Source organism: Prauserella rugosa (genome assembly GCF_000719975.1).
In the GTDB taxonomy this organism is placed as follows: domain Bacteria; phylum Actinomycetota; class Actinomycetes; order Mycobacteriales; family Pseudonocardiaceae; genus Prauserella; species Prauserella rugosa.
Map to the genome: position 1 here is coordinate 19,296 of NZ_JOIJ01000009.1, position 18,455 is coordinate 37,750.

Here is an 18,455-nt window from a genome sequence, read left to right on the forward strand (position 1 = left end):
CGTCGAGGGCGTGGGGAGTGTGCGGTGCCTGAGCTGGGAAATCGCCTGCGTCCGGCCGTTGCTGCCGTTACCTACAGCCTGGGGCCGCTCCCGGCAGCGCGTCCAGTTAAAGATCACGCACGAAACCGTTCACGCTTCCTGCACAGGCGCCCGTTCCCGGTGATCGCCCGTCCGGGCAGCCGTCGTCGGCCTAGGGTGACGGACATGGAGTTGTCGTTGCACCGGCTGCGCATGCTGCGCGAACTTCACCGACGTGGCACCGTCACCGCCGCGGCGAACGCTCTGCACTACTCGGCCTCGGCCGTCTCGCAACAACTGGCCCAGCTCGAACGCGACGTCGGCGTGCAGTTGTTCGAGCGGCTGGGACGGCGGGTGCAGCTGACCGAACTGGGCACGCTGCTGGCCGAACACGCCGAGGAGATCCTCGAGTCGGTGGGCCGTGCGACGCACGCGCTCGAGAACGCCCAGGACGGGCTGTCCGCGCGGCTGACGGCGGGCGTGTGGGCGTCGGTCGCCTCGGGTCTGCTGCCCGCGGCGCTGACGGCGCTGGCCGCGGACCATCCCGGGATCGAGGTGCGCACGCGGGAGCTCGCCCCGGAGGAGACGGCGGGCGCGGTGCGGGACGGCACGCTCGACTTCTCGTTCGTCATCGACTACTCGGACTATCCGATGCCGTGGGATCCCGCCCTGGCGCGCGAGGTGGTGGCGGTGGAGCGGCTGCACGCCGCGGTGCCCACCGGCGTGTTGCCGGATCCGGCGGTCTCGTTGAACGAGCTCGCCGAGCATCCGTGGGTGCTGGCCGGGCCGCGGTCACATTTCGGTCGAGCCGTGCGGATCGCCTGCCAGCAACAGGGATTCGAACCGAAGATCGCCCACGAGGTGGAGGAACAGGCGACGGCGTTGGCGATGGTCGGGTCCGGGCTGGGCGTGACGCTCGTGTCGGACCTCGGCCTGTCGCTGCTCCCGCCCGGCGTGGACATCGTCGCGCTCACCGAACCGGTGATGCGGCGCGTGTCGATCGCCTACCGGGCCAAGGGCACGCCACGGCCGTCGGTACGCCTGGTGATCGAGGCCGTGCGCGCGGCCGCGGCGGAGAAGGGGCTGGGCGCGAGCTCGACCCTGCCCTGAACCCGCCCGCGGCCGGTCGGTCCGGGGCCCGTCAGCGCCTCGTCAACGTCTCGTCAGCGCCTCGTCAGCGGTCGTCGGCGGGCATGACGATCCACAGCGCGAGATACGCCAGGAACTGGGGTCCGGGCAGGATGCAGGAGGCGATCGCGGCGATCCGCATCGTCCTGGGTTTCCAGCCGACCCGGCGGGCGAGGCCCGCACAGACGCCGCCGAGCACGCGGTTGTCGCGCGACCGGGTGAGCTTGGTGCTCGAGGTGGAGGTGTTCATGTCCCCACGGTGCGCCTCCAGCGAGGCCCGGCGCATCCGGGATGTCCCCGACCCCGACCCGGAGATCGTCGCCGCCCCGCGAAGGTGGCGCGGTGGGGCTACGGTCGATCCATGGCGCCTGTGGACCACCTGCCCACCTACACGATCCGCCAGTTGGCCGCGTTCGTCGCGGTCGCGGAGAGGGGAACGATCAGCGGGGCCGCCGAGGGGATGCACCTGTCGCAGTCGGCGCTCGCCGCGGCCGTGACCGACCTGGAGAAGGCGCTTAAGGTGCAGCTCACGGTGCGCCGGCGGGCGAGGGGCGTGCAGCTGACCGACGCCGGGGAGCGGGTGCTCGACCGTGCGCGCGACCTGCTGCGCAGGGCGGGCGCCCTGCAGACCGAAGCGGCCGAGGTGGCCGAGGGTGTCGACGGTGTCGGGGCGGACGGCGATGAGGAACGCCGGCGCCGCTGGCTCGTGCTGACGGCCGGGATCGACGGCGTCGGCGACACGGAGACCGCCGACGGCGCCAGGGCGTTCCTGACGAGACTGGCGATGTTGCTGTCCGAATCCGTCAGTGCCACCGAGTTCGACCGGTGCGTCGATACGGCGCTCGGCGACGTGCAGTCGGTGGCGGGTCAGCCCTCCAACGTCCGGTCGAGGTGATAGCGCACCACCGCACGTGCCTCGTCGGCCGTGCGCTGGCCCGCAAGGACGCCGGTGCCCAATCCGTGGACCAGGTTCAGCAGGCGTGCGGCCTCGAGGTCGGGGTCGGCGCCCGCGGGCAGCGGTGCGGCGGCGAGTGCGGCACCGAGCAGCCGCTCCAGTTCGCGCGGGCCGTCGGTGAGCGGGGCGCGCGGCAGGGTGTGGTCGGTCTCGGCGAGTGCCGCGTAGGACATCCACAGTCGGTGGAACGTGGCGCTCTCCTCGTCGGAGGGCAGCGCCTCGTCCAGGAACGTCTCGAGATACCCGCGGACGTCGGCAGGGGTGGAACCGGTGTCGGGACGCCGGTTCAAGCGCTGCCGCCATCGCGCGTGGCCGCGACGTTCCAGCTCGGCGATCGCCGCGTGCATGAGCTGGGCCTTGCTGTGGAAGTAGTACTGCACGAGGCGCAGTGACACGTCGGCCTCCACGGCCACGGCCCTCATCGACACGGCGTGCAGTCCTTCGCGCTGCGCGAGCCGGAGGAGCGCGTCCACGATGTGCGTGCGGCGCTGGGCGTGGTCGACGGTTCTCGGCACGGGTGTCCTCGGTTCGCGATCGACGGGTGTGCTGACGGCGGTTTATGATACAGGCGTATCATGACGGTGAGGTGGGAACCATGACCGAACGCAAGCCGCCCGGTGTCGACTTCGAATCCTGGGTCGAGAAGCAGATCCGCGAGGCGCAGGAGCGCGGCGACTTCGACGACCTGCCCGGCGCGGGCGCCCCGCTGTCGGGCCTGGACCGGGACTGGCTGAGCACCTACATCGAACGGGAAGGTCTGTCGCTGGAGGCCGCGCTGCCCGAACCGCTCCGGCTGCGCAAGGAGATCGAACGGTTGCCCGGGCTGGTGGCCGGCCTGCGCGACGAGGACCAGGTGCGCCAGTTGGCACGGGAACTCAACCAGCGCATCGCGGCGTGGATCCGTTCGGGGGAGGGGCCTCGCGTGCGCGTGGCACCCGTCGACGTCGACGAGTTGGTGGCGCAGTGGCGCGAGCGTGCGCACCCCGCGACACCGTCTCCGTCGTCTCCGTCGTCGCCGCCGTCTGATCCGGGGGTGTCCGCCGCGCCCGCGCAGGACCGGGACCCGACGGTGCAGGACGTGCGGCCGCAGGCCGCCCGGCGGCGATGGTGGTCGTTGCGCCGGCCGCGCCGGTGACGAACCGGCCGGATCGCCCGCCCATGGGGCCGCCGTGTCCGCCGAGGGCGGAACCCGTTCGCCCCGGGCGAAGTACCGTCGACGGCCACTGTGGACCGACCTAGCGTCGCGGGCATGACCACATCGGAGACGACCCCACCGGACGGCTCACCCGACGGCCGGTCCACGCTGCAGGACACCTTGTCCGCACGCCTGCTCGACGAGCGCGTCATCGTGCTCGGGCAGGAGGTGGACGACGCCGTCGCCAACCGGCTGAGCGGTCAGCTCCTGCTGCTCGCCGCCGACGACCCGGGGCGCGACATCGCGCTCTACATCAACTCGCCGGGGGGATCGGTGACGGCCGGGCTGTCGGTGCTCGACACGATGCGGCTCATCGACTGCGACGTCGTCACCGTCGGCATGGGACTCGCCGCCTCCATGGGGCAACTCCTGCTGACCGCGGGTGCGCCCGGCAAGCGGTACGTCCTGCCGCACTGTGCCGTGCTGATGCACCAGCCCTCATCCGGCGTCGGCGGTACGGCGTCGGACATCGCGCGGTCCGCCGAGACGTTGCGGCGCAGCAAACAGGAGATCGCCGAGCTGATCGCCGAACGCGCCGGGCAGCCGGTCGAGCGGATCATCGCCGACAGTGACCGTGACCGGTGGTTCGACGCCGAGGAGGCCTGCGACTACGGGTTGGCCGATCACGTCGTGCGCGGTGCGGCGCCGGTGGTGTGAGCAGTGGTGTGAATGGTGGGGTGAACGGTGGGGTGACGCTGCCGGAGCCGGGGCACCGGTCCGCTGCCGCACGGAGCAGCTCGGACGGCGGTGGGGCGGGCGGTCGCGTGGACGGCCATGTAGTTCACGTATTTACCAGTCCGGTCCGGGCGGTAGGGTGGCCGCATGACCGCGGGTGATCAGGACGGGCTCGACTTCTGGTCCTTCGTCGAGCTCGCCAACCGCAGACTCTCCGGCGAGTACGGCTTCACGCACCAGCTCGCGACCGAACTGCTGTTGACGCTGAACCGCGCCTCCAACATCGTCACCTACGACCTCGAGGCGTCGGTGCACCGGCCGCGCGGGCTGTCCTGGTCGGGGTTCCGGCTGCTGTTCGTCACGTGGCTGGCCGGACCGCTCGAGGCGAAGAAGGCCGCCGAACTGACCGGCATGAGCCGTGCCGCGGTGTCGAACCTCGCCAAGACCCTCGTCGGGGACGGCCTGCTCGCACGCACCCAGGGCGAACACGACGGCCGGTCGGTCATGCTGTCGCTGACCGATCACGGGCACGCCGAGATGGTCGAGGTCTTCCGGGAACACAACGAGCGCGAGGCCGAGTGGGCGGACGTCCTGTCCGAGCAGGAACAGCGCATTCTGATCATGTTGCTCGACAAGCTCGTGACCAATCGCGACCAGTTCGACGTCCGCGGCCGCAACTGAGCGACCACGGTGCGCTCGCCGGTCCGGGCACTCGCCCAACTCCCTGCCGAACTCCCACCCGTTTCCTTGCCAGTAGTAAACACGTTAACTAGCCTCCCGGGTAGGCGACCGACGGCAAGGAGGCAGTCATGGCGTACTACCGCCAGGTCGGCAGCGTGCCCCCCAAACGGCACACCCAGCATCGACGTCCGGACGGTGGCCTCTACTACGAGGAGTTGATGGGGGAGGAGGGCTTCGTCTCCGACTCGTCGCTGCTCTACCACCGCACGATCCCCTCGGCGATCGTCGACTCGCGCATCTGGGACCTGCCCGATCTGACGACGACGCCGAATCACCCCCTCAAGCCGCGCCACCTGCGACTGCACGAGCTGTTCCCGCCCGACACGTGGGGTGACACCGACGTGGTGACCGGCCGCCGCCTCGTCCTCGGCAACGCCGACGTTCGCCTGTCGTACGCGGTGTCGACGAAGGAGTCCCCGCTGTACCGCAACGCCACCGGCGACGAGATGGTGTACGTGGAATCCGGAGCGGCGACCGTCGAGACGGTGTTCGGCGCGCTCGAGGCACGCGGCGGGGACTACGTCTTCGTGCCGATGTCGACCACGCACCGCTGGGTGCCCCACGGGGACGAGCCGCTGCGGGTCTACGCGATCGAGGCGAACAGCCACATCGCGCCGCCGAAGCGGTACCTGTCCCGGTACGGGCAGTTCCTGGAGAACTCGCCGTACTGCGAACGCGACCTCCGCGGCCCGTCCGCGCCGCTGACCCGCGAGGGCACCGACGTGGAGGTGTACGTCAAACACCGGGCCGGCGGTGTGATCGCCGGGACCGTGCTCGGGTACCCGCAGCACCCGTTCGACGTGGTCGGCTGGGACGGTTGTCTGTACCCGTACACGTTCAGCGTGCACGACTTCGAACCGATCACCGGACGCGTGCACCAGCCGCCGCCCGTGCACCAGGCCTTCGAGGGACACAACTTCGTCATCTGCAACTTCGTGCCGCGGAAGGTGGACTACCACCCGCAGGCCGTGCCCGTGCCGTACTACCACTCCAATGTGGACTCCGACGAGATCATGTTCTACTGCGGAGGCGACTACGAGGCCCGCAAGGGGTCGGGCATCGGGCAGGGCTCGATCTCGTGGCATCCGGGCGGACACTCGCACGGTCCGCAGCCGGGCGCCGTCGAGAAGAGCCTGGGAGCGCAGTTCTTCGACGAGCTGGCCGTCATGGTCGACACCTTCCGCCCGCTGGAACTCGGCGAGGGTGCGCGCGCCTGCGAGGACCCCGGTTACGCGTGGACGTGGTCCGGGCGCGGGCCTGCCCGGTGAGTGCGCGGGCCGTGCCCGCGTTCACCGTGGGCCTGTCTGCGGCGCGGGCGCGTGCCGCGGGTGCCGTGGGGAAGGAGTGACCGCATGACCACCATCACCGTGCCGGACGGCTCGCCGTTCGGGCTCGACAACCTTCCGTACGGCGTGTTCTCGACGCCCGCCGGCGGCCGCCGCGTCGGCGTGCGCGTCGGCGAGTCCGTGGTGGACCTGGCGCAGACGCTGGGCTACGACGTGTTCGCCCGGCCCTCGCTCAACCCGTTCATGGCGCAGGGCAGGGCGCGGTGGGACGAGGTGCGCGGGCGCGTGGCCGAGCTCGTCGCCGGTGACGTGCCGGCGAGCGCGGTGCATGCGCTCCCGTCGGTGACCCTGCACCGGCCGTTCGAGGTCGCCGACTACGTCGACTTCTACGCCTCCGAACACCACGCCTCCAACGTCGGACGCATCCTGCGGCCGGACGCCGAACCGTTGTTGCCGAACTGGAAGCACCTGCCCGTCGGCTACCACGGGCGCTCGAGCACGGTGGTCGTCTCCGGCACCGAGATCACCCGTCCCTGCGGCCAGCGCAGGAGCGACGACGGCCCGGTCTTCGGCCCGTCGACGCGACTGGACATCGAGGCCGAGTTGGGATTCGTCGTCGGCACGGGCTCACCGATGGGCTCGCGCGTGTCCACCGACGAGTTCGCCGAGCACGTCTTCGGCGCGGTGCTGGTCAACGACTGGTCGGCCCGCGACATCCAGGCGTGGGAGTACCAGCCGCTCGGCCCGAACCTGGGCAAGAGCTTCGCCACGTCCGTCTCCGCCTGGGTGGTGCCGCTGCAGGCGCTCGAGGCCGCGCGCGTGCCGGGGCCGGTGCAGGACCCCGAGGTGCTGCCGTACCTGAAGGAGACCCAGGACTGGGGCCTGGACATCGACCTCGAGATCCGGTGGAACGGGCACGTCGTGTCGCGTCCGGGCTACCGGCAGATGTACTGGTCGCCTGCGCAGATGCTGGCGCACATGACCGTCAACGGCGCCGCGGCCAGCACCGGCGATCTCTACGCCTCGGGCACCGTCTCCGGGCCCGGTCCCGACGAGCGCGGTGCCCTCATCGAGGTGACCTGGGGCGGGCGGCATCCCGTCGACGTCGGCGGCCGCCCGAGCACGTTCCTGGAGGACGGGGACGAGGTCGTCATCGGCGCGACGGCCCCCGGCGCCTCCGGTGGACGCATCGGCTTCGGCGAGGTCGCCGGCCGCATCGCACCGGCCGTCGAACCGGGACCCTGAGCCCAGCACGCGAACGCAGCACCGGAACGCAGCACCGGAACGCAGCACCGGAACGCAGCACCGGAACGCAGCACCGGAACGCAGCACCGGAACCCGGGCCCGCGGCCGGTCACACCGTGAATGCCGTCCCCACCGCCGGGAACGGACCCCAACCTCAATCCGAGCCGACGCGCAACTCGGCGGGCCCGTCGCGCCACCACCCCATCGCGCCTCTCGTGGGCCGCGATGTTGACGGCGTGTGTCCGCGTGGACCAGGGGATCGCCGAGTTGGCAGTGATAGATATCACACCCTGTGCGGCGGTGTTGCAGGAGGTGACGTCCGCCGTGTGGGCCCTGGTGGGTGCCGTTGTGGGTGCGGCCGTCGGCCGCGGTGCAGAAGTGTGCTCTGACCTGCAATTTCTCCCGCCCGACCGGGTGTCCGCGGGGCCGCGTGGACGTCCGCATCCGAGCCGGATGGGCGAATTCTGCGTCACAGTGCAAGGATGTGGTGGAAACCACCCGAATGCGGGTTGGCATGATGGTGCGCCGGTCAGGGAAGAGAGTGAGGTTCGCCGTGACGCAGTCGCCGGCAGCACCGCCGCAGGTGTCGGCAACGGCATCAGCAGCACCGGGCAAACCCCGGTTCCGCCCCGAGCTTCAGGGCCTGCGCGCCCTCGCGTGTCTGCTGGTGGTCGTCTACCACGTGTGGCTGGACAGAGTGTCCGGTGGCGTGGACGTGTTCTTCTTCGTCACCGGCTTCCTCATCACGGGCCAGCTCTACCGGGCGAGCGCCCGGGGGCGGATCAAGTTCCGTCCCACGTGGGGCCGGATCATCAAACGGCTCCTTCCCGCGATGGCGACGGTGCTGGTGGGCGTGGTCATCGCCTCCTACTTCCTGCTGTCGGAGGGCCGCTGGGAGCAGACGATCGGCGAGGTCGTGGCCTCGGCGCTGTTCTTCGAGAACTGGCAGCTGGCCGCCCAGCAGGCCGACTACTTCGCCCAGAACGACCAGGCCAGCGTGCTGCAGCACTTCTGGTCGCTGTCCATCCAGGGCCAGTTCTATCTGGTGTGGCCGCTGGTGATCGGCGCCTTCGTGTTCGTGGCCAAGCGGTTCCGGTGGGACCTGCGGCGTTCGCTGCTGGTCCTCCTGTCGGTGCTGTTCGTGGCCTCCCTGGCGTACTCGGTCTACCTGACGGCGGCCGACCAGCAGTTCGCCTACTTCATGTCGCTGACCCGGGTGTGGGAGTTCGCGCTCGGTGGTCTGGTCGGCCTGGCGATCGACGCGATCGTCGCGCCGCGTGGCCTGCGGATCGTGCTCGGCTGGCTCGGCGTCGCCGGTCTCGTGTCGTGTGGTCTGGTGTTGCAGGTCGGCACGATGTTCCCCGGCTACGTGGCCCTGTGGCCCGTGCTCTCCGCGGCGTTCGTGCTCGTGGCCGGGCAGACGGGCACCGTGTTCGGCGCCGACCGGTTCCTGTCCTCGCGCCCGCTGAAGTATCTGGGCGACATCAGCTTCTCGCTGTACCTGTGGCACTGGCCGGTGCTGCTGTTCTACTTGATGGCGCGCGACCAGGCCACGGTCGGCTGGCGAGGCGGTGCGGCCATCATCGCCGCCTCGCTCGTGCTGGCGATGCTCACGTACCACCTGGTCGAGGAGCCGGTGCGGCGCGCGAAGGTCGACGTGCGCAGTGACTGGGGCTCCTACCGCATCGGCGCGGCGACGCTGGCCGTGGTGCTCGCGGTGGCCGGTGCCTGGCAGCTGACGGCGGTCCAGAAGGCCAACTTCGTCCCCAAGGAGGACGACCCGAGGCATCCCGGTGCCGCGGTGCTCGAGCCGGGCGGACCGCAGGCCGCGGCCGACGCCGACCCGATCCCGCCGTACGCCGCGTTGCCGAAGCAGTTCGACAACTTCACCGAGCAGGAGTGCCGCAAGTCGGACAAGAACGAGATCGTCGTCATCTGCACCGACGGGGTCACCGACAACCCGTCGCGGCGCATCGTCGTCGCGGGCGACTCGCACTCCCAGCAGTTCAACGCGGCGCTGCGCCCCGCGGCGAAGAAGGCCGGATGGCAGATCATCTCGATGGGCCGCGGCGGATGCCCGCTGACGACCGACTCGCCCAACAACCCCGAGTGCACGGCGTGGAACGAGACCGTCATGCAGGAGATCCTCGAGATCAAGCCGGACGCGGTCTTCACGATCGGCTCGCGTGACGCGCACCCGCAGCGGCAGGAGATCACGCCCGAGGGCTACGTCGAACAGTGGCGCACGTTGAGCGAGGCCGGGATCCCGGTGATCGCCGCCAGGGACAACCCGCGCTACGGCCGCTCGCTCGCGGACTGCGCCGAGAAGCACGGTGTGGACGACCCGTCGTGCTCGGTGCCGCGGGACAAGGTCTACGGCCCCGTCCCGCCGTACGAGCAGGTCGAGGACATGCCGCAGGGCGTGCACTTCCTCGACTTCAGCGACTACTTCTGCGAGCCCGACGTGTGCCCGCCGATGATCGGCAACATCCTCGTGTACATGGACAACAACCACATCACGAAGACGTACATGAAGACGTTGGCGCCGATGGTGCAGCGGGAGCTGTCGGCGATCCTCGACGGGGTCTGACGGCCCGGAGGCGGCGGTCCCGCGGGGCATCGCCGCCAGGCCCGGACGAGAAGGCGGGGCCGGTCGCAGCCGAGCGACCGGCCCCGCTCCGTCTTCGCAGGACGTGTTCGCAGGACGTTTTCGTAGGACAGGCGGCGGGCCTACTCGCCCTTGCGGGTCTTCGCGCGCTGGTAGAAGTACGCCGCCCAGAAGCCGACCGCCGCCAGCACCATGATCACGGCGAAGATCCACATGCCGAGGTTCGTGTCGGGCTCGGTGAACATGAGCACGACGAAGGCGACCGACAGCACGGTCAGCGCGACCATGCCGCGGACGACGTTGCGGGGGATCTCGATGTCGGCCATGTCCGACATCCTGTCAAGCGGCGGCCGTCCACGCGGCGCCGGGCCGGGACCGTTTCGGGCGGTTCACACGCCCCAGTCGGCGGCCACGGCCGCGTTGTCGCCTCCCGGCGTGCGCGGAGCCGACGGCGTGTCCGGCACCGTGCGGGAGAACCGCGGAGCGGGGCCGGGCTGGACGACCCCGTCGATCTCGAGGAACGTCTGCCTGGCCGCGACGTGCGGGTGGTCGGCGACCTCGTCCCACGTCAGCACCGGCGTGACGCAGGCGTCCCTGTCCTCGAACACGGCGGCCCACTCGTCCCGGGTGCGGCCGGCGAACAGCTGGGTGAACCGCGCGCGCAGCACCGGCCATCCGGACCGGTCGTTCTGGTCGGGCAGGTCCTCACCGGAGAGGCCGAGCCCCTCCAGCAGCTGGGCGTAGAACTGCGGTTCGAGCGCTCCGACCGCCACGTAGCGGCCGTCGGAGCAGACGTAGGTGTCGTAGAACGGTGCGCCGGAGTCGAGGAGATTGCCCGCGCGCTCCGACGACCACGAGCCGATCCCGCGCAGCGCCCACATCATCTGGGCCAGCACGCTCGCACCGTCCACCATCGCGGCGTCGACGACCTGCCCCGCGCCGGAACGCTCGCGCTCCCACAGCGCCGACAGCACGCCGGTGAGCAGGAACATCGAGCCGCCGCCGTAGTCGCCGACCAGGTTGAGCGGCGGCGCGGGAGGGGTGTCGGCCCTGCCCATGGCGTGGAGCGTGCCGGTGAGCCCGATGTAGTTGATGTCGTGGCCCGCGCGTGCGGCCAGCGGGCCGTCCTGGCCCCAGCCGGTCATGCGGCCGTAGACGAGGCGGGGATTGACGTTCTCGCAGTCGGCCGGGCCCACGCCCAGCCGTTCGGCGACTCCGGGCCGGAACCCTTCGAGGACCACGTCGGCCTTGGCGGCCAGGTCGAGGACGAACCGCGTGCCCTCCTCCGATTTGAGGTCGGCCGAGACGGACCGCTTGCCGCGCATCAGGTGGTCGGTCTTGCCGTTCTGGATGTCCAGTGCACCCGACGGGCGTTCGACCCGCACCACGTCGGCGCCGAGGTCGGCCAGGATCATGCCCGCGTGCGGCACCGGGCCGATGGCGGGCAGTTCCACGACTTTCAGGCCGCTGAGTGGTCCAGGCACGTGTCGGTCACCTCGATGTCCGTCGGTCGGTAGCGAGTCGATTGCGGTTGTCGGTGCGGGAGCGGCTGTGGGGGAACGTTGTCCGTTGGGGGTGTCGGTGCGGGTGTCGGTGCGGGAGTGTCGGTGCGGCTGCCACGCTAGCGCGGCGCAGGCCGCTGCGGGACGCGGACAGGCCTGCCGTGTCGACGATCGAGGGTGTGGCGTCCGTGCGGGGGAGATGTAGGTCACGGACGGGTCGGCGGATCGGGCGTTACGCTGCGCGGTAAGCGGGCGCTTGCCTCGGTCGGTGTCCTCCGGTGACCGGTCGGATCGCACGTCGGTCGGATCACGCGGCGGCGCGGTGCCGGGTGGCGCGGCGCGTCGGCCACACCCGTCCTGGGAAAGGAAACGCCATGGTGCGCACGCGATTCTGCGACGTGTTCGGTGTCGAGCACCCCATCGTGCAGGGCGGCATGCAGTGGGTCGGCAGGGCGGAACTCGTCGCGGCGGTCGCCAACGCCGGCGCACTCGGTTTCCTCACCGCGCTGACCCAGCCCACCCCGGAGGACCTCGCCAAGGAGATCGCGCGGTGCCGGGAGATGACCGACAAACCGTTCGGTGTGAACCTCACGATCCTGCCGTCGATCAACCCGCCACCGTACGCGGAGTACCGGGACGTGATCGTCGAGTCCGGCGTCCCGGTGGTGGAGACCGCCGGGTTCAACCCGGCCGAACACCTGCCGACGTTCCAGGGCGGCGGGGTCAAGGTGTTGCACAAGTGCACGAGCGTCCGGCACGCGGTGAAGGCGCAGGAGCTGGGCGTCGACGGCATCTCGATCGACGGCTTCGAGTGCGCGGGGCATCCCGGTGAGGACGACATCCCGGGCCTGGTGCTGATCCCGGCCGCGGCGGAGAGGATCGACATCCCGATGATCGCCTCGGGCGGCTTCGGCGACGCCCGCGGTCTCGTGGCGGCGCTCGCTCTCGGCGCCGACGGCATCAACATGGGCACGCGGTTCGTCGCCACCCAGGAGGCGCCCGTGCACGAGAACGTCAAGCGGCGCATGGTCGAGGCGACCGAGCGGGACACCGAGCTGATCTTCCGGCCACTGCGCAACACCGCGCGCGTCGCGAGCAACACGGTCAGCCGTGAGGTCGTGTCCATTCTGGACGGAGGCGGCGGGTTCGAGGACGTCCGGGACCTCGTGGCGGGTAACCGTGGCCGCACGAAGGTGCTCGAGGAAGGCGACATCGACGGCGGCATCTGGTCGGCGGGCATGGTGCAGGGCCTCATCCACGACGTTCCGACCGTCGCCGAGCTCGTCCGGCGCATCGCCGACGAGGCCGACGAACTGATCCGCGCCAGGCTGGCCGGTCTGGTGAACTGAGCCCGCCACGGCTTCCGCCCCGGACACCGGACGCGGGATCGCCCGGGGCTCCCCACTCGAAGGCGTCTGACACGAAGGAGTGTGCACACATGGACATCGCAGGCTCGGTCGCACTGGTGACCGGTGGCGCGTCGGGTCTCGGCCTGGCCACCGTGCGCGAACTGCACGGCCAGGGCGCGAAGGTCGTCATCCTCGACCTGCCGTCGTCGGACGGTGCGGCGGTGGCCGACGAACTCGGTGACCGCGCCGTGTTCGCGCCTGGCGATGTGACCAGCGAGGAGGACGTCACCGCGGCCCTGGACGCGGCCGGCCGACTCGGCCCGTTGCGCATCACGGTCAACTGTGCGGGCATCGGCAACGCGATCAAGACGGTGTCGAAGAAGGGCGCGTTCCCGCTCGCCGACTTCACCAAGGTGCTGAACGTCAACCTGATCGGCACGTTCAACGTCATCCGCCTCGCCGCTGAGCGCATGCAGCAGGCCGAGGAGGTCGGCGAGGAGCGCGGCGTCATCATCAACACCGCATCGGTGGCCGCGTTCGACGGTCAGATCGGCCAGGCCGCCTACTCGGCGTCGAAGGGCGGCATCGTCGGCATGACACTGCCCATCGCCCGCGACCTGGCCAGCCTGAAGATCCGCGTGGTCACGATCGCCCCCGGCCTGTTCCAGACGCCGCTGTTCGCCGGCCTTCCGGAGGACGCCGTCGCCTCACTGGGCGCGCAGGTGCCGCACCCGTCGCGGCTCGGTGACCCGAGCGAGTACGGCTCGTTGGCCCGGCACATCGTGGAGAACCCGATGCTCAACGGCGAGACGATCCGCCTCGACGGCGCGATCCGCATGGCGCCGCGCTGAGCCGCGTCCACCACGGCGTCGAGGCGGATCACAGGCCCCCGCGGGTCACCAGCTGGCGCGCGATGACGCCCTTCTGGATCTCGTTGGTGCCCTCGCCGACGATCATCAGCGGGGCGTCGCGGAAATAGCGTTCGACATCGAACTCGGTGGAGTAGCCGTACCCGCCGTGCACCCGAACGGCGGCGAGCGCGACCTCCATGGCCGTCTCCGAGCAGAACAGCTTGGCCATGCCGGCCTCCATGTCCGAGCGTTGCCCGGAGTCGTAGCGGCGGGCGGCGTGCAGCAGCAGCTGCCGTGCGGCGGTGAGTTTCGTGCCCATGTCGGCCAGGTGGTTGCCCACGGACTGGTGTTTCCAGATCGGCACGCCGAACGACTCGCGCTCCTGGGCGTACCGCAGTGCGTCGTCGAACGCGGCGCGGGCCACGCCGGTCGCGCGGGCAGCCACCTGGATACGGCCGATCTCCAGTCCACGCATCATCTGGCTGAAACCCCGGCCCTCGACCCCGCCGAGGAGCGCGTCGGCGGGCACCCGGCAGTCGTCGAACGACAGCTCGCAGCTCTCGACGCCCTTGTAGCCGAGCTTCGGCAGGTCCCGCGAGACCGTGAAGCCGGGGCCCTTCTCCACGAGCAGCACGCTGATGCCCCGGTGCGGCGGGTCGGCGGCGGGGTCGGTCTTGCACAGCACGGCCACCAGTCCGGCCCGGCGGGCGTTGGTGATCCAGGTCTTCGATCCGTTGAGGACGTAGCCGCCGGGCGCGCCGCCGCGGCTCTCACCGCCGTCACCGCTGTCACCGCTGCCGCGCACGGGGGTGGCGACCGTGCGCAGGTTCTGCAGGTCCGACCCGCCGCCCGGCTCGGTCAGCGCCATCGTGGCGCGTAGTTGCCCGGTGGCCAGGCGCGGCAGGTACCGCTGTTTCTGCTCGTCGGTGCCGTAGTCGGTGATGAGCTTGGCCACGACGGTGTGCCCGCCCATGGCCCCGGCCAGACTCATCCAGCCCCGCGCGAGTTCCTCGGTCACGAGGGCGTAGCACGGGGTGGAGACCCGGACCTCGCCGTAGGGCTCGGGGATCGCCAGTCCGAAGATGCCGAGCCGTTTCATCTCCTCGATGAGCGTCTCGGGGTAGGTGTTCTCGTGCTCGAGATCGCGCGCCACGGGCCGAACGTCCCGGTCCACGAAATCACGCACGGTGTCCACAATGGCCTGTTCCTCGGGGTCGAGCACCGTGTCGGTCATGCTCATCGCTCCTGGGTGCGGATCGTGGGGACGGGGGTCAGTGGGCGAAGTGGACGTCGGCGACCGCATGCCGCTCGTCGGCGGCGCTCGCCACGGTCATCGCAGCCGTGTCGGCGGTGTCCGTTGCCGGGCCTCCGCGGACGACGACGGGCATGCCGCTGAACACCGGGCGCCGGAGCCGGAAGGTGACTCCGGTGACCGGTCGGGGGTCGGCGCGGCGGGCGGTCTCGGTCATGAACAGCACGAGCAGTGGTCCGTGCACGACGAGGTCGGGATAGCCCTCCACGTCGCGCGCATAGGCCTGGTCGTAGTGGATCCGGTGGGAGTTGGCGGTCAACGCGCTGAACCGGAACAACGTGACCGGAGAGGTGTCGGGCACGAGCCGCCACGCCGGGTCGGTCCCGGGCTCGTCGGACAGGGATTCGTCGGACGGGGGTTCGGTGGGTACGGGGGCGTGTCGGCGGGTCTGTGCGGAGGTGGTGTCGTCGCCGGACCGGTAGACGTAGTCGATGTCCTCGACGACGCGGTCGATGCCGTGCTGGCTCCAGGTGCTGCGGACGGTCACGAACGCGAGCTCACCGCTGGTACCCGTCTTGACCGTGCAGTCGGTGACCTCGGAGGTGCGCCGCACCGGGGCGCCGATCTCCAGGGCGCCGTCGAAACGCACGCGCCCTCCGGCGAACATGCGCCTGCGGTCGGGGATGGGCGGCAGGAACCGGCCGTGTGCGGGGTGGCCGTCGGGGCCGAGTTCGCCGCGCGCGGGCCATTCGAGCAGCTGCAGCCAGTGCCAGAGTGGGGGAAGTCGGTCGGTGTCGGAGGGCGTGGTGGGTGGCAGGTCGAGTACGGCCGCCAGGGCTGCGACGGGTTCGGCGGCGATCACCCCCGTGTCCTGCACGGGGTCGGGGGTCCAGCCGTCGAGGTGATCCTGCAGTGCCACGTTCGGTTCCTCGCTCGCGGTCTCGGGTGGTGCTGCTCGCCGCCGCAGGGGACCGGCGCGGACGAAGCCACGCTGATCTCCGGTGATCGATGGCCGGGCAGGATCCCATAATGCATGTATTCTATAGAATCCGGCAAGCAGGTTCGCGTTGCCGTTGTCGCTCTTCGCCGTTTCGCGCTGTCTTGCCCGTTCGTGTTGTCTTCGCCGTACGCGATGCGGGCGTCCGCCCGCGCGTGGTCCGCCGAACGGTGGACCACCGATTCCGTCCGGCTCGCCGATCGGGTACCGAGGATCGGTATGGGTTCACGCGACAGCCGTGCTCCCACGGTGCACGACGACAACGTCCCACGGGGCACGACGACAACACGGTCCCGGACTCCCGGTGGAATCGAGGTGGTGCGCGACGAACGGGCGTCGCCGCGGACACGTCCGTGGTGCGAGCCCACGTGACCGGCGGCCGCAGCGCGCAGGCGGTGACCCCCTGAGCCAACCCCTGAACCGAACTCCCCGAACCAACTCCCTGAACCGAGCACGACCCGACGACGTGTCTGCTCCCGGAGACGGCCACCGTGCCGCGTCCGGGTGCGGGAAACCCGCATGACAGTGGAGGACAGCGATGGCGACCGACGCCGACAAGATCAAGGTGACGATTCTGCCGACCGGCACGATGCACGCAGACCTGACGTGGCTGCTCATCGATCCGCAGCGAATGGCGACGCGCAGCAACCCCGGCAGGCAGAAGGACTGGGTGCCCGTACCGACGCACGTGGTCTACATCGAACACCCCGACGGTACGAAGCTGCTGTGGGACGCCGGTGTCCCGCGGGACTGGGAACAACGGTGGGGTCCGACCGGCCTGGACCAGTACTTCCCGGTGGACGAGGTGACCGACGACATGTGGCTGGATTCGCGGCTCGAACAGCTCGACCTCGAACCGGGCGACATCGACTACCTGCTGCTGTCGCACCTGCACATGGACCACGCCGCGAACGCCAAGATGTGGCAGGACACCGGGACGCGGATCGTGGTCGACCAGGCCGAGAAGGACGGTGCGCTGAGCTTCGACGGCTACAACAAGGGCGCGCACATCAAGTCCGACTACGACGGACTCGAGCTGGACACGATCGCCGAGGACACCGAGCTGCTGCCGGGCATCACGCTGCTGCGCACGCCGGGGCACACCTGGGGCACGCTGTCGCTGAAGGTCGATCTGGCCGACAGCGGTCCCATGCTGTTCACCTCGGACTCGCTGTATCTGCGGGAGAGCTACGGGCCGCCGCCCATCGCCGCGGGCATCGTCTACGACACCGTCGCCTGGTTCGCGTCGGTCGAGAAGATCCGCGCGATCGAGGAGCAGACCGGCGCCACGATCGTGTTCGGCCACGCCGCCGACCAGATGGCCGAGCTCAGGACCGGGCCCGGCAACTACTACACGTGACCCGCGCGGAGAACGGGAAAAGGAGGCGATGATGCCCCTGTTCGACTACCGATGCGGATGTGGCGCGCGGTTCGAACGACTCCAGCCGAGCTGGCGTTCGGCCGACCCGGACTGTCCCGCATGCGGGGACACCGTGCACCGGCTGCCCGGCTCGGTGGCGCTCACCGGGTCGGCGCGACCACCGGCGGGCCCCGACGAGGCGCCCACGTCGTGGGAGGGCACCGGGCGCGGCGATCGCGAGTACGTCGCCGCGTGGCGGCGGACGTTGGAGAACCGGCAACGCCTGGCGGAGAAGTACCCGGAGCTGTCGACGAAACGGGACGCCATCGCGGCGCACGAGGGCCGGTTCGAACGGGCGCCGCTGACGTACCGCGAACTCGCCGGCCGTGCGGCCACGTCCGGGGACGCGACGCGAGGGGCGGCCGAGGCGGCACGCGCACGCCGGCCCGGAGCGGCGAACGCCGGGACGTCCGGTGGCGATGCCTAGAATCGCCGGGTGAGCGAGAACGCGGGTCAGGCGCCGCGCCGGCGCGCGGGCGCGGCGCGGGGTGGACCGTTCGGCGAGAAGCAACAGCTCAGCGAACGGGTCGCCGCCTACGTTCGCGAAGGCATCATGGTCGGCGAGTTCCCTCCGGGGGAGTTCGTGCGCACCGAGCATCTGGCCGCACAGCTCGGCGTGAGCCAGACCCCGGTGCGTGAGGCGCTGATGATCCTGCACAGCGAAGGCTCCGTGCGGTGGGAGCCGCGGCGCGGATACCGCGTCGTGGCCCTCACCGCGCGCGACGTGCGCGACCTGTTCCACGTCCAGGCCTACATCGCAGGCGAACTGGCCGCGCGCGCGGCCACGCACCTCGACGGCGCCGAGATCGCGCGGCTGGAGGCGGTGCAGTCCGAGCTCGTCGAGGCCGAAGGAGCCGGAGACACCGAACTCGTCGACCGGCTGAACCACGAGATCCACCGCACCGTCAACAAGGCCTCCGGGTCCATGCGGATGGCATCGCTGCTGAACCTCACGGTCAACTACGTGCCGCTGCGCTTCTTCGGCACCATCGAAGGGTGGCCGTCGGCGTCGGTGCACGACCACGGGGCCGTGCTGTCCGCATTCGCCGCCCGGGACGCCGACGCGGCGCGCGCGGCGATGGTGGCGCACATCGAGCACATCGGCGAACTGCTCGTCGCCCACCTGGCCAAACACGGCATCGTGTCCTGAGCCCGGGTCGCCGCGTGGCGTGCCGGGGGGTCCCGGTCCGCCGGGCGAATCCACCGTGAACCCGCGCGCGTCCCCGATGAACA

General features: G+C 70.6%; 19 protein-coding genes. 13 read left to right on the forward strand and 6 right to left on the reverse strand.

Going from position 1 to position 18,455, the window contains the following annotated elements; genetic code table 11:
- Positions 1–204 precede the first annotated feature (204 nt).
- Positions 205–1,128 carry a LysR family transcriptional regulator gene (locus IF64_RS0114170; protein WP_030532573.1) on the forward strand — a complete coding sequence of 308 codons (924 nt, stop codon included), beginning with the start codon at positions 205–207 and terminating at the stop codon, positions 1,126–1,128.
- 64 nt (positions 1,129–1,192) lie between these two features.
- On the opposite strand, the gene IF64_RS0114175 is transcribed toward IF64_RS0114170, so the two are convergent.
- Complete coding sequence (locus IF64_RS0114175) at positions 1,193–1,396, reverse strand: PspC domain-containing protein (protein WP_030532574.1); 204 nt, start codon at positions 1,394–1,396, stop codon at positions 1,193–1,195.
- 111 nt (positions 1,397–1,507) lie between these two features.
- Between IF64_RS0114175 and IF64_RS0114180 the strand changes: the two genes are divergently transcribed.
- Entirely contained in the window at positions 1,508–2,041 is a 534-nt protein-coding gene (locus IF64_RS0114180) for a LysR family transcriptional regulator (protein WP_048808335.1), read from the forward strand.
- On the opposite strand, the gene IF64_RS0114185 is transcribed toward IF64_RS0114180, so the two are convergent.
- Entirely contained in the window at positions 2,014–2,616 is a 603-nt protein-coding gene (locus IF64_RS0114185) for a TetR/AcrR family transcriptional regulator (protein ID WP_030532576.1), read from the reverse strand. The genes IF64_RS0114180 and IF64_RS0114185 overlap by 28 nt on opposite strands.
- A gap of 80 nt (positions 2,617–2,696) precedes the next feature.
- Between IF64_RS0114185 and IF64_RS0114190 the strand changes: the two genes are divergently transcribed.
- The 6 genes from IF64_RS0114190 (at position 2,697) to IF64_RS0114215 (ending at position 9,833) form a co-directional block, all read left to right on the forward strand.
- Positions 2,697–3,236, forward strand: a complete 540-nt coding sequence (locus IF64_RS0114190; protein WP_145600347.1) for a DnaJ family domain-containing protein — start codon at positions 2,697–2,699, stop codon at positions 3,234–3,236.
- A 114-nt stretch (positions 3,237–3,350) separates the two neighbouring features.
- Positions 3,351–3,953: a ClpP family protease gene (locus IF64_RS0114195; protein ID WP_048808337.1), complete on the forward strand. Its 603-nt coding sequence runs from the start codon at positions 3,351–3,353 to the stop codon at positions 3,951–3,953.
- Between the two features lie 165 nt (positions 3,954–4,118).
- Positions 4,119–4,652: a MarR family winged helix-turn-helix transcriptional regulator gene (locus tag IF64_RS0114200; protein ID WP_030532579.1), complete on the forward strand. Its 534-nt coding sequence runs from the start codon at positions 4,119–4,121 to the stop codon at positions 4,650–4,652.
- A gap of 128 nt (positions 4,653–4,780) precedes the next feature.
- On the forward strand, positions 4,781–5,980 hold the full coding sequence (locus tag IF64_RS0114205; RefSeq protein ID WP_030532580.1) for a homogentisate 1,2-dioxygenase: 1,200 nt from the start codon (positions 4,781–4,783) through the stop codon (positions 5,978–5,980).
- A gap of 84 nt (positions 5,981–6,064) precedes the next feature.
- Entirely contained in the window at positions 6,065–7,243 is a 1,179-nt protein-coding gene (gene fahA, locus IF64_RS0114210; protein ID WP_030532581.1) for a fumarylacetoacetase, read from the forward strand.
- Between the two features lie 553 nt (positions 7,244–7,796).
- On the forward strand, positions 7,797–9,833 hold the full coding sequence (locus IF64_RS0114215; protein ID WP_246134702.1) for an acyltransferase family protein: 2,037 nt from the start codon (positions 7,797–7,799) through the stop codon (positions 9,831–9,833).
- A gap of 140 nt (positions 9,834–9,973) precedes the next feature.
- On the opposite strand, the gene IF64_RS0114220 is transcribed toward IF64_RS0114215, so the two are convergent.
- On the reverse strand, positions 9,974–10,177 hold the full coding sequence (locus tag IF64_RS0114220) for a hypothetical protein (RefSeq protein ID WP_030532583.1): 204 nt from the start codon (positions 10,175–10,177) through the stop codon (positions 9,974–9,976).
- 63 nt (positions 10,178–10,240) lie between these two features.
- A complete protein-coding gene (locus IF64_RS0114225; RefSeq protein ID WP_030532584.1) occupies positions 10,241–11,335 on the reverse strand; it encodes a CaiB/BaiF CoA transferase family protein in 1,095 nt (364 codons plus the stop codon).
- Between the two features lie 392 nt (positions 11,336–11,727).
- Here IF64_RS0114225 and IF64_RS0114230 point away from each other — a divergent pair, with 392 nt between their 5' ends.
- Positions 11,728–12,702 (forward strand): NAD(P)H-dependent flavin oxidoreductase, encoded by a 975-nt coding sequence (locus tag IF64_RS0114230; protein WP_030532585.1) that lies wholly within the window; start codon positions 11,728–11,730, stop codon positions 12,700–12,702.
- Positions 12,703–12,791: 89 nt separating this feature from the next.
- Positions 12,792–13,553 (forward strand): 3-hydroxyacyl-CoA dehydrogenase, encoded by a 762-nt coding sequence (locus IF64_RS0114235; RefSeq protein WP_030532586.1) that lies wholly within the window; start codon positions 12,792–12,794, stop codon positions 13,551–13,553.
- A 28-nt stretch (positions 13,554–13,581) separates the two neighbouring features.
- Here IF64_RS0114235 and IF64_RS0114240 read toward each other — a convergent pair whose 3' ends face one another.
- Positions 13,582–14,793: an acyl-CoA dehydrogenase family protein gene (locus IF64_RS0114240; RefSeq protein WP_425468429.1), complete on the reverse strand. Its 1,212-nt coding sequence runs from the start codon at positions 14,791–14,793 to the stop codon at positions 13,582–13,584.
- Positions 14,794–14,824: 31 nt separating this feature from the next.
- A complete protein-coding gene (locus tag IF64_RS0114245) occupies positions 14,825–15,724 on the reverse strand; it encodes an HTD2 family dehydratase (RefSeq protein ID WP_030532588.1) in 900 nt (299 codons plus the stop codon).
- 616 nt (positions 15,725–16,340) lie between these two features.
- Between IF64_RS0114245 and IF64_RS0114255 the strand changes: the two genes are divergently transcribed.
- From IF64_RS0114255 to IF64_RS0114265, 3 genes are read left to right on the forward strand one after another with little or no spacing between them, the layout of a single operon-like run.
- Complete coding sequence (locus IF64_RS0114255; protein WP_030532590.1) at positions 16,341–17,162, forward strand: N-acyl homoserine lactonase family protein; 822 nt, start codon at positions 16,341–16,343, stop codon at positions 17,160–17,162.
- Between the two features lie 28 nt (positions 17,163–17,190).
- On the forward strand, positions 17,191–17,649 hold the full coding sequence (locus IF64_RS25465; protein ID WP_246134703.1) for an FmdB family zinc ribbon protein: 459 nt from the start codon (positions 17,191–17,193) through the stop codon (positions 17,647–17,649).
- 9 nt (positions 17,650–17,658) lie between these two features.
- Entirely contained in the window at positions 17,659–18,372 is a 714-nt protein-coding gene (locus IF64_RS0114265) for a GntR family transcriptional regulator (RefSeq protein WP_051757857.1), read from the forward strand.
- Positions 18,373–18,455: the final 83 nt, after the last annotated feature.

Bases quoted from the DNA above. Each gene is read 5' to 3' on its own strand.
- IF64_RS0114240 (WP_425468429.1), bottom strand. From the start codon at position 14,793: ATGAGCATGACCGACACGGTGCTCGACCCCGAGGAACAGGCCATTGTG.
- IF64_RS0114230 (WP_030532585.1), top strand. From the start codon at position 11,728: ATGGTGCGCACGCGATTCTGCGACGTGTTCGGTGTCGAGCACCCCATC.
- IF64_RS0114200 (WP_030532579.1), top strand. From the start codon at position 4,119: ATGACCGCGGGTGATCAGGACGGGCTCGACTTCTGGTCCTTCGTCGAG.
- IF64_RS0114205 (WP_030532580.1), top strand. From the start codon at position 4,781: ATGGCGTACTACCGCCAGGTCGGCAGCGTGCCCCCCAAACGGCACACC.
- IF64_RS0114190 (WP_145600347.1), top strand. From the start codon at position 2,697: ATGACCGAACGCAAGCCGCCCGGTGTCGACTTCGAATCCTGGGTCGAG.
- IF64_RS0114175 (WP_030532574.1), bottom strand. From the start codon at position 1,396: ATGAACACCTCCACCTCGAGCACCAAGCTCACCCGGTCGCGCGACAAC.
- IF64_RS0114170 (WP_030532573.1), top strand. From the start codon at position 205: ATGGAGTTGTCGTTGCACCGGCTGCGCATGCTGCGCGAACTTCACCGA.
- IF64_RS0114255 (WP_030532590.1), top strand. From the start codon at position 16,341: ATGGCGACCGACGCCGACAAGATCAAGGTGACGATTCTGCCGACCGGC.
- fahA (WP_030532581.1), top strand. From the start codon at position 6,065: ATGACCACCATCACCGTGCCGGACGGCTCGCCGTTCGGGCTCGACAAC.
- IF64_RS0114180 (WP_048808335.1), top strand. From the start codon at position 1,508: ATGGCGCCTGTGGACCACCTGCCCACCTACACGATCCGCCAGTTGGCC.
- IF64_RS0114235 (WP_030532586.1), top strand. From the start codon at position 12,792: ATGGACATCGCAGGCTCGGTCGCACTGGTGACCGGTGGCGCGTCGGGT.
- IF64_RS0114220 (WP_030532583.1), bottom strand. From the start codon at position 10,177: ATGGCCGACATCGAGATCCCCCGCAACGTCGTCCGCGGCATGGTCGCG.
- IF64_RS0114195 (WP_048808337.1), top strand. From the start codon at position 3,351: ATGACCACATCGGAGACGACCCCACCGGACGGCTCACCCGACGGCCGG.
- IF64_RS25465 (WP_246134703.1), top strand. From the start codon at position 17,191: ATGATGCCCCTGTTCGACTACCGATGCGGATGTGGCGCGCGGTTCGAA.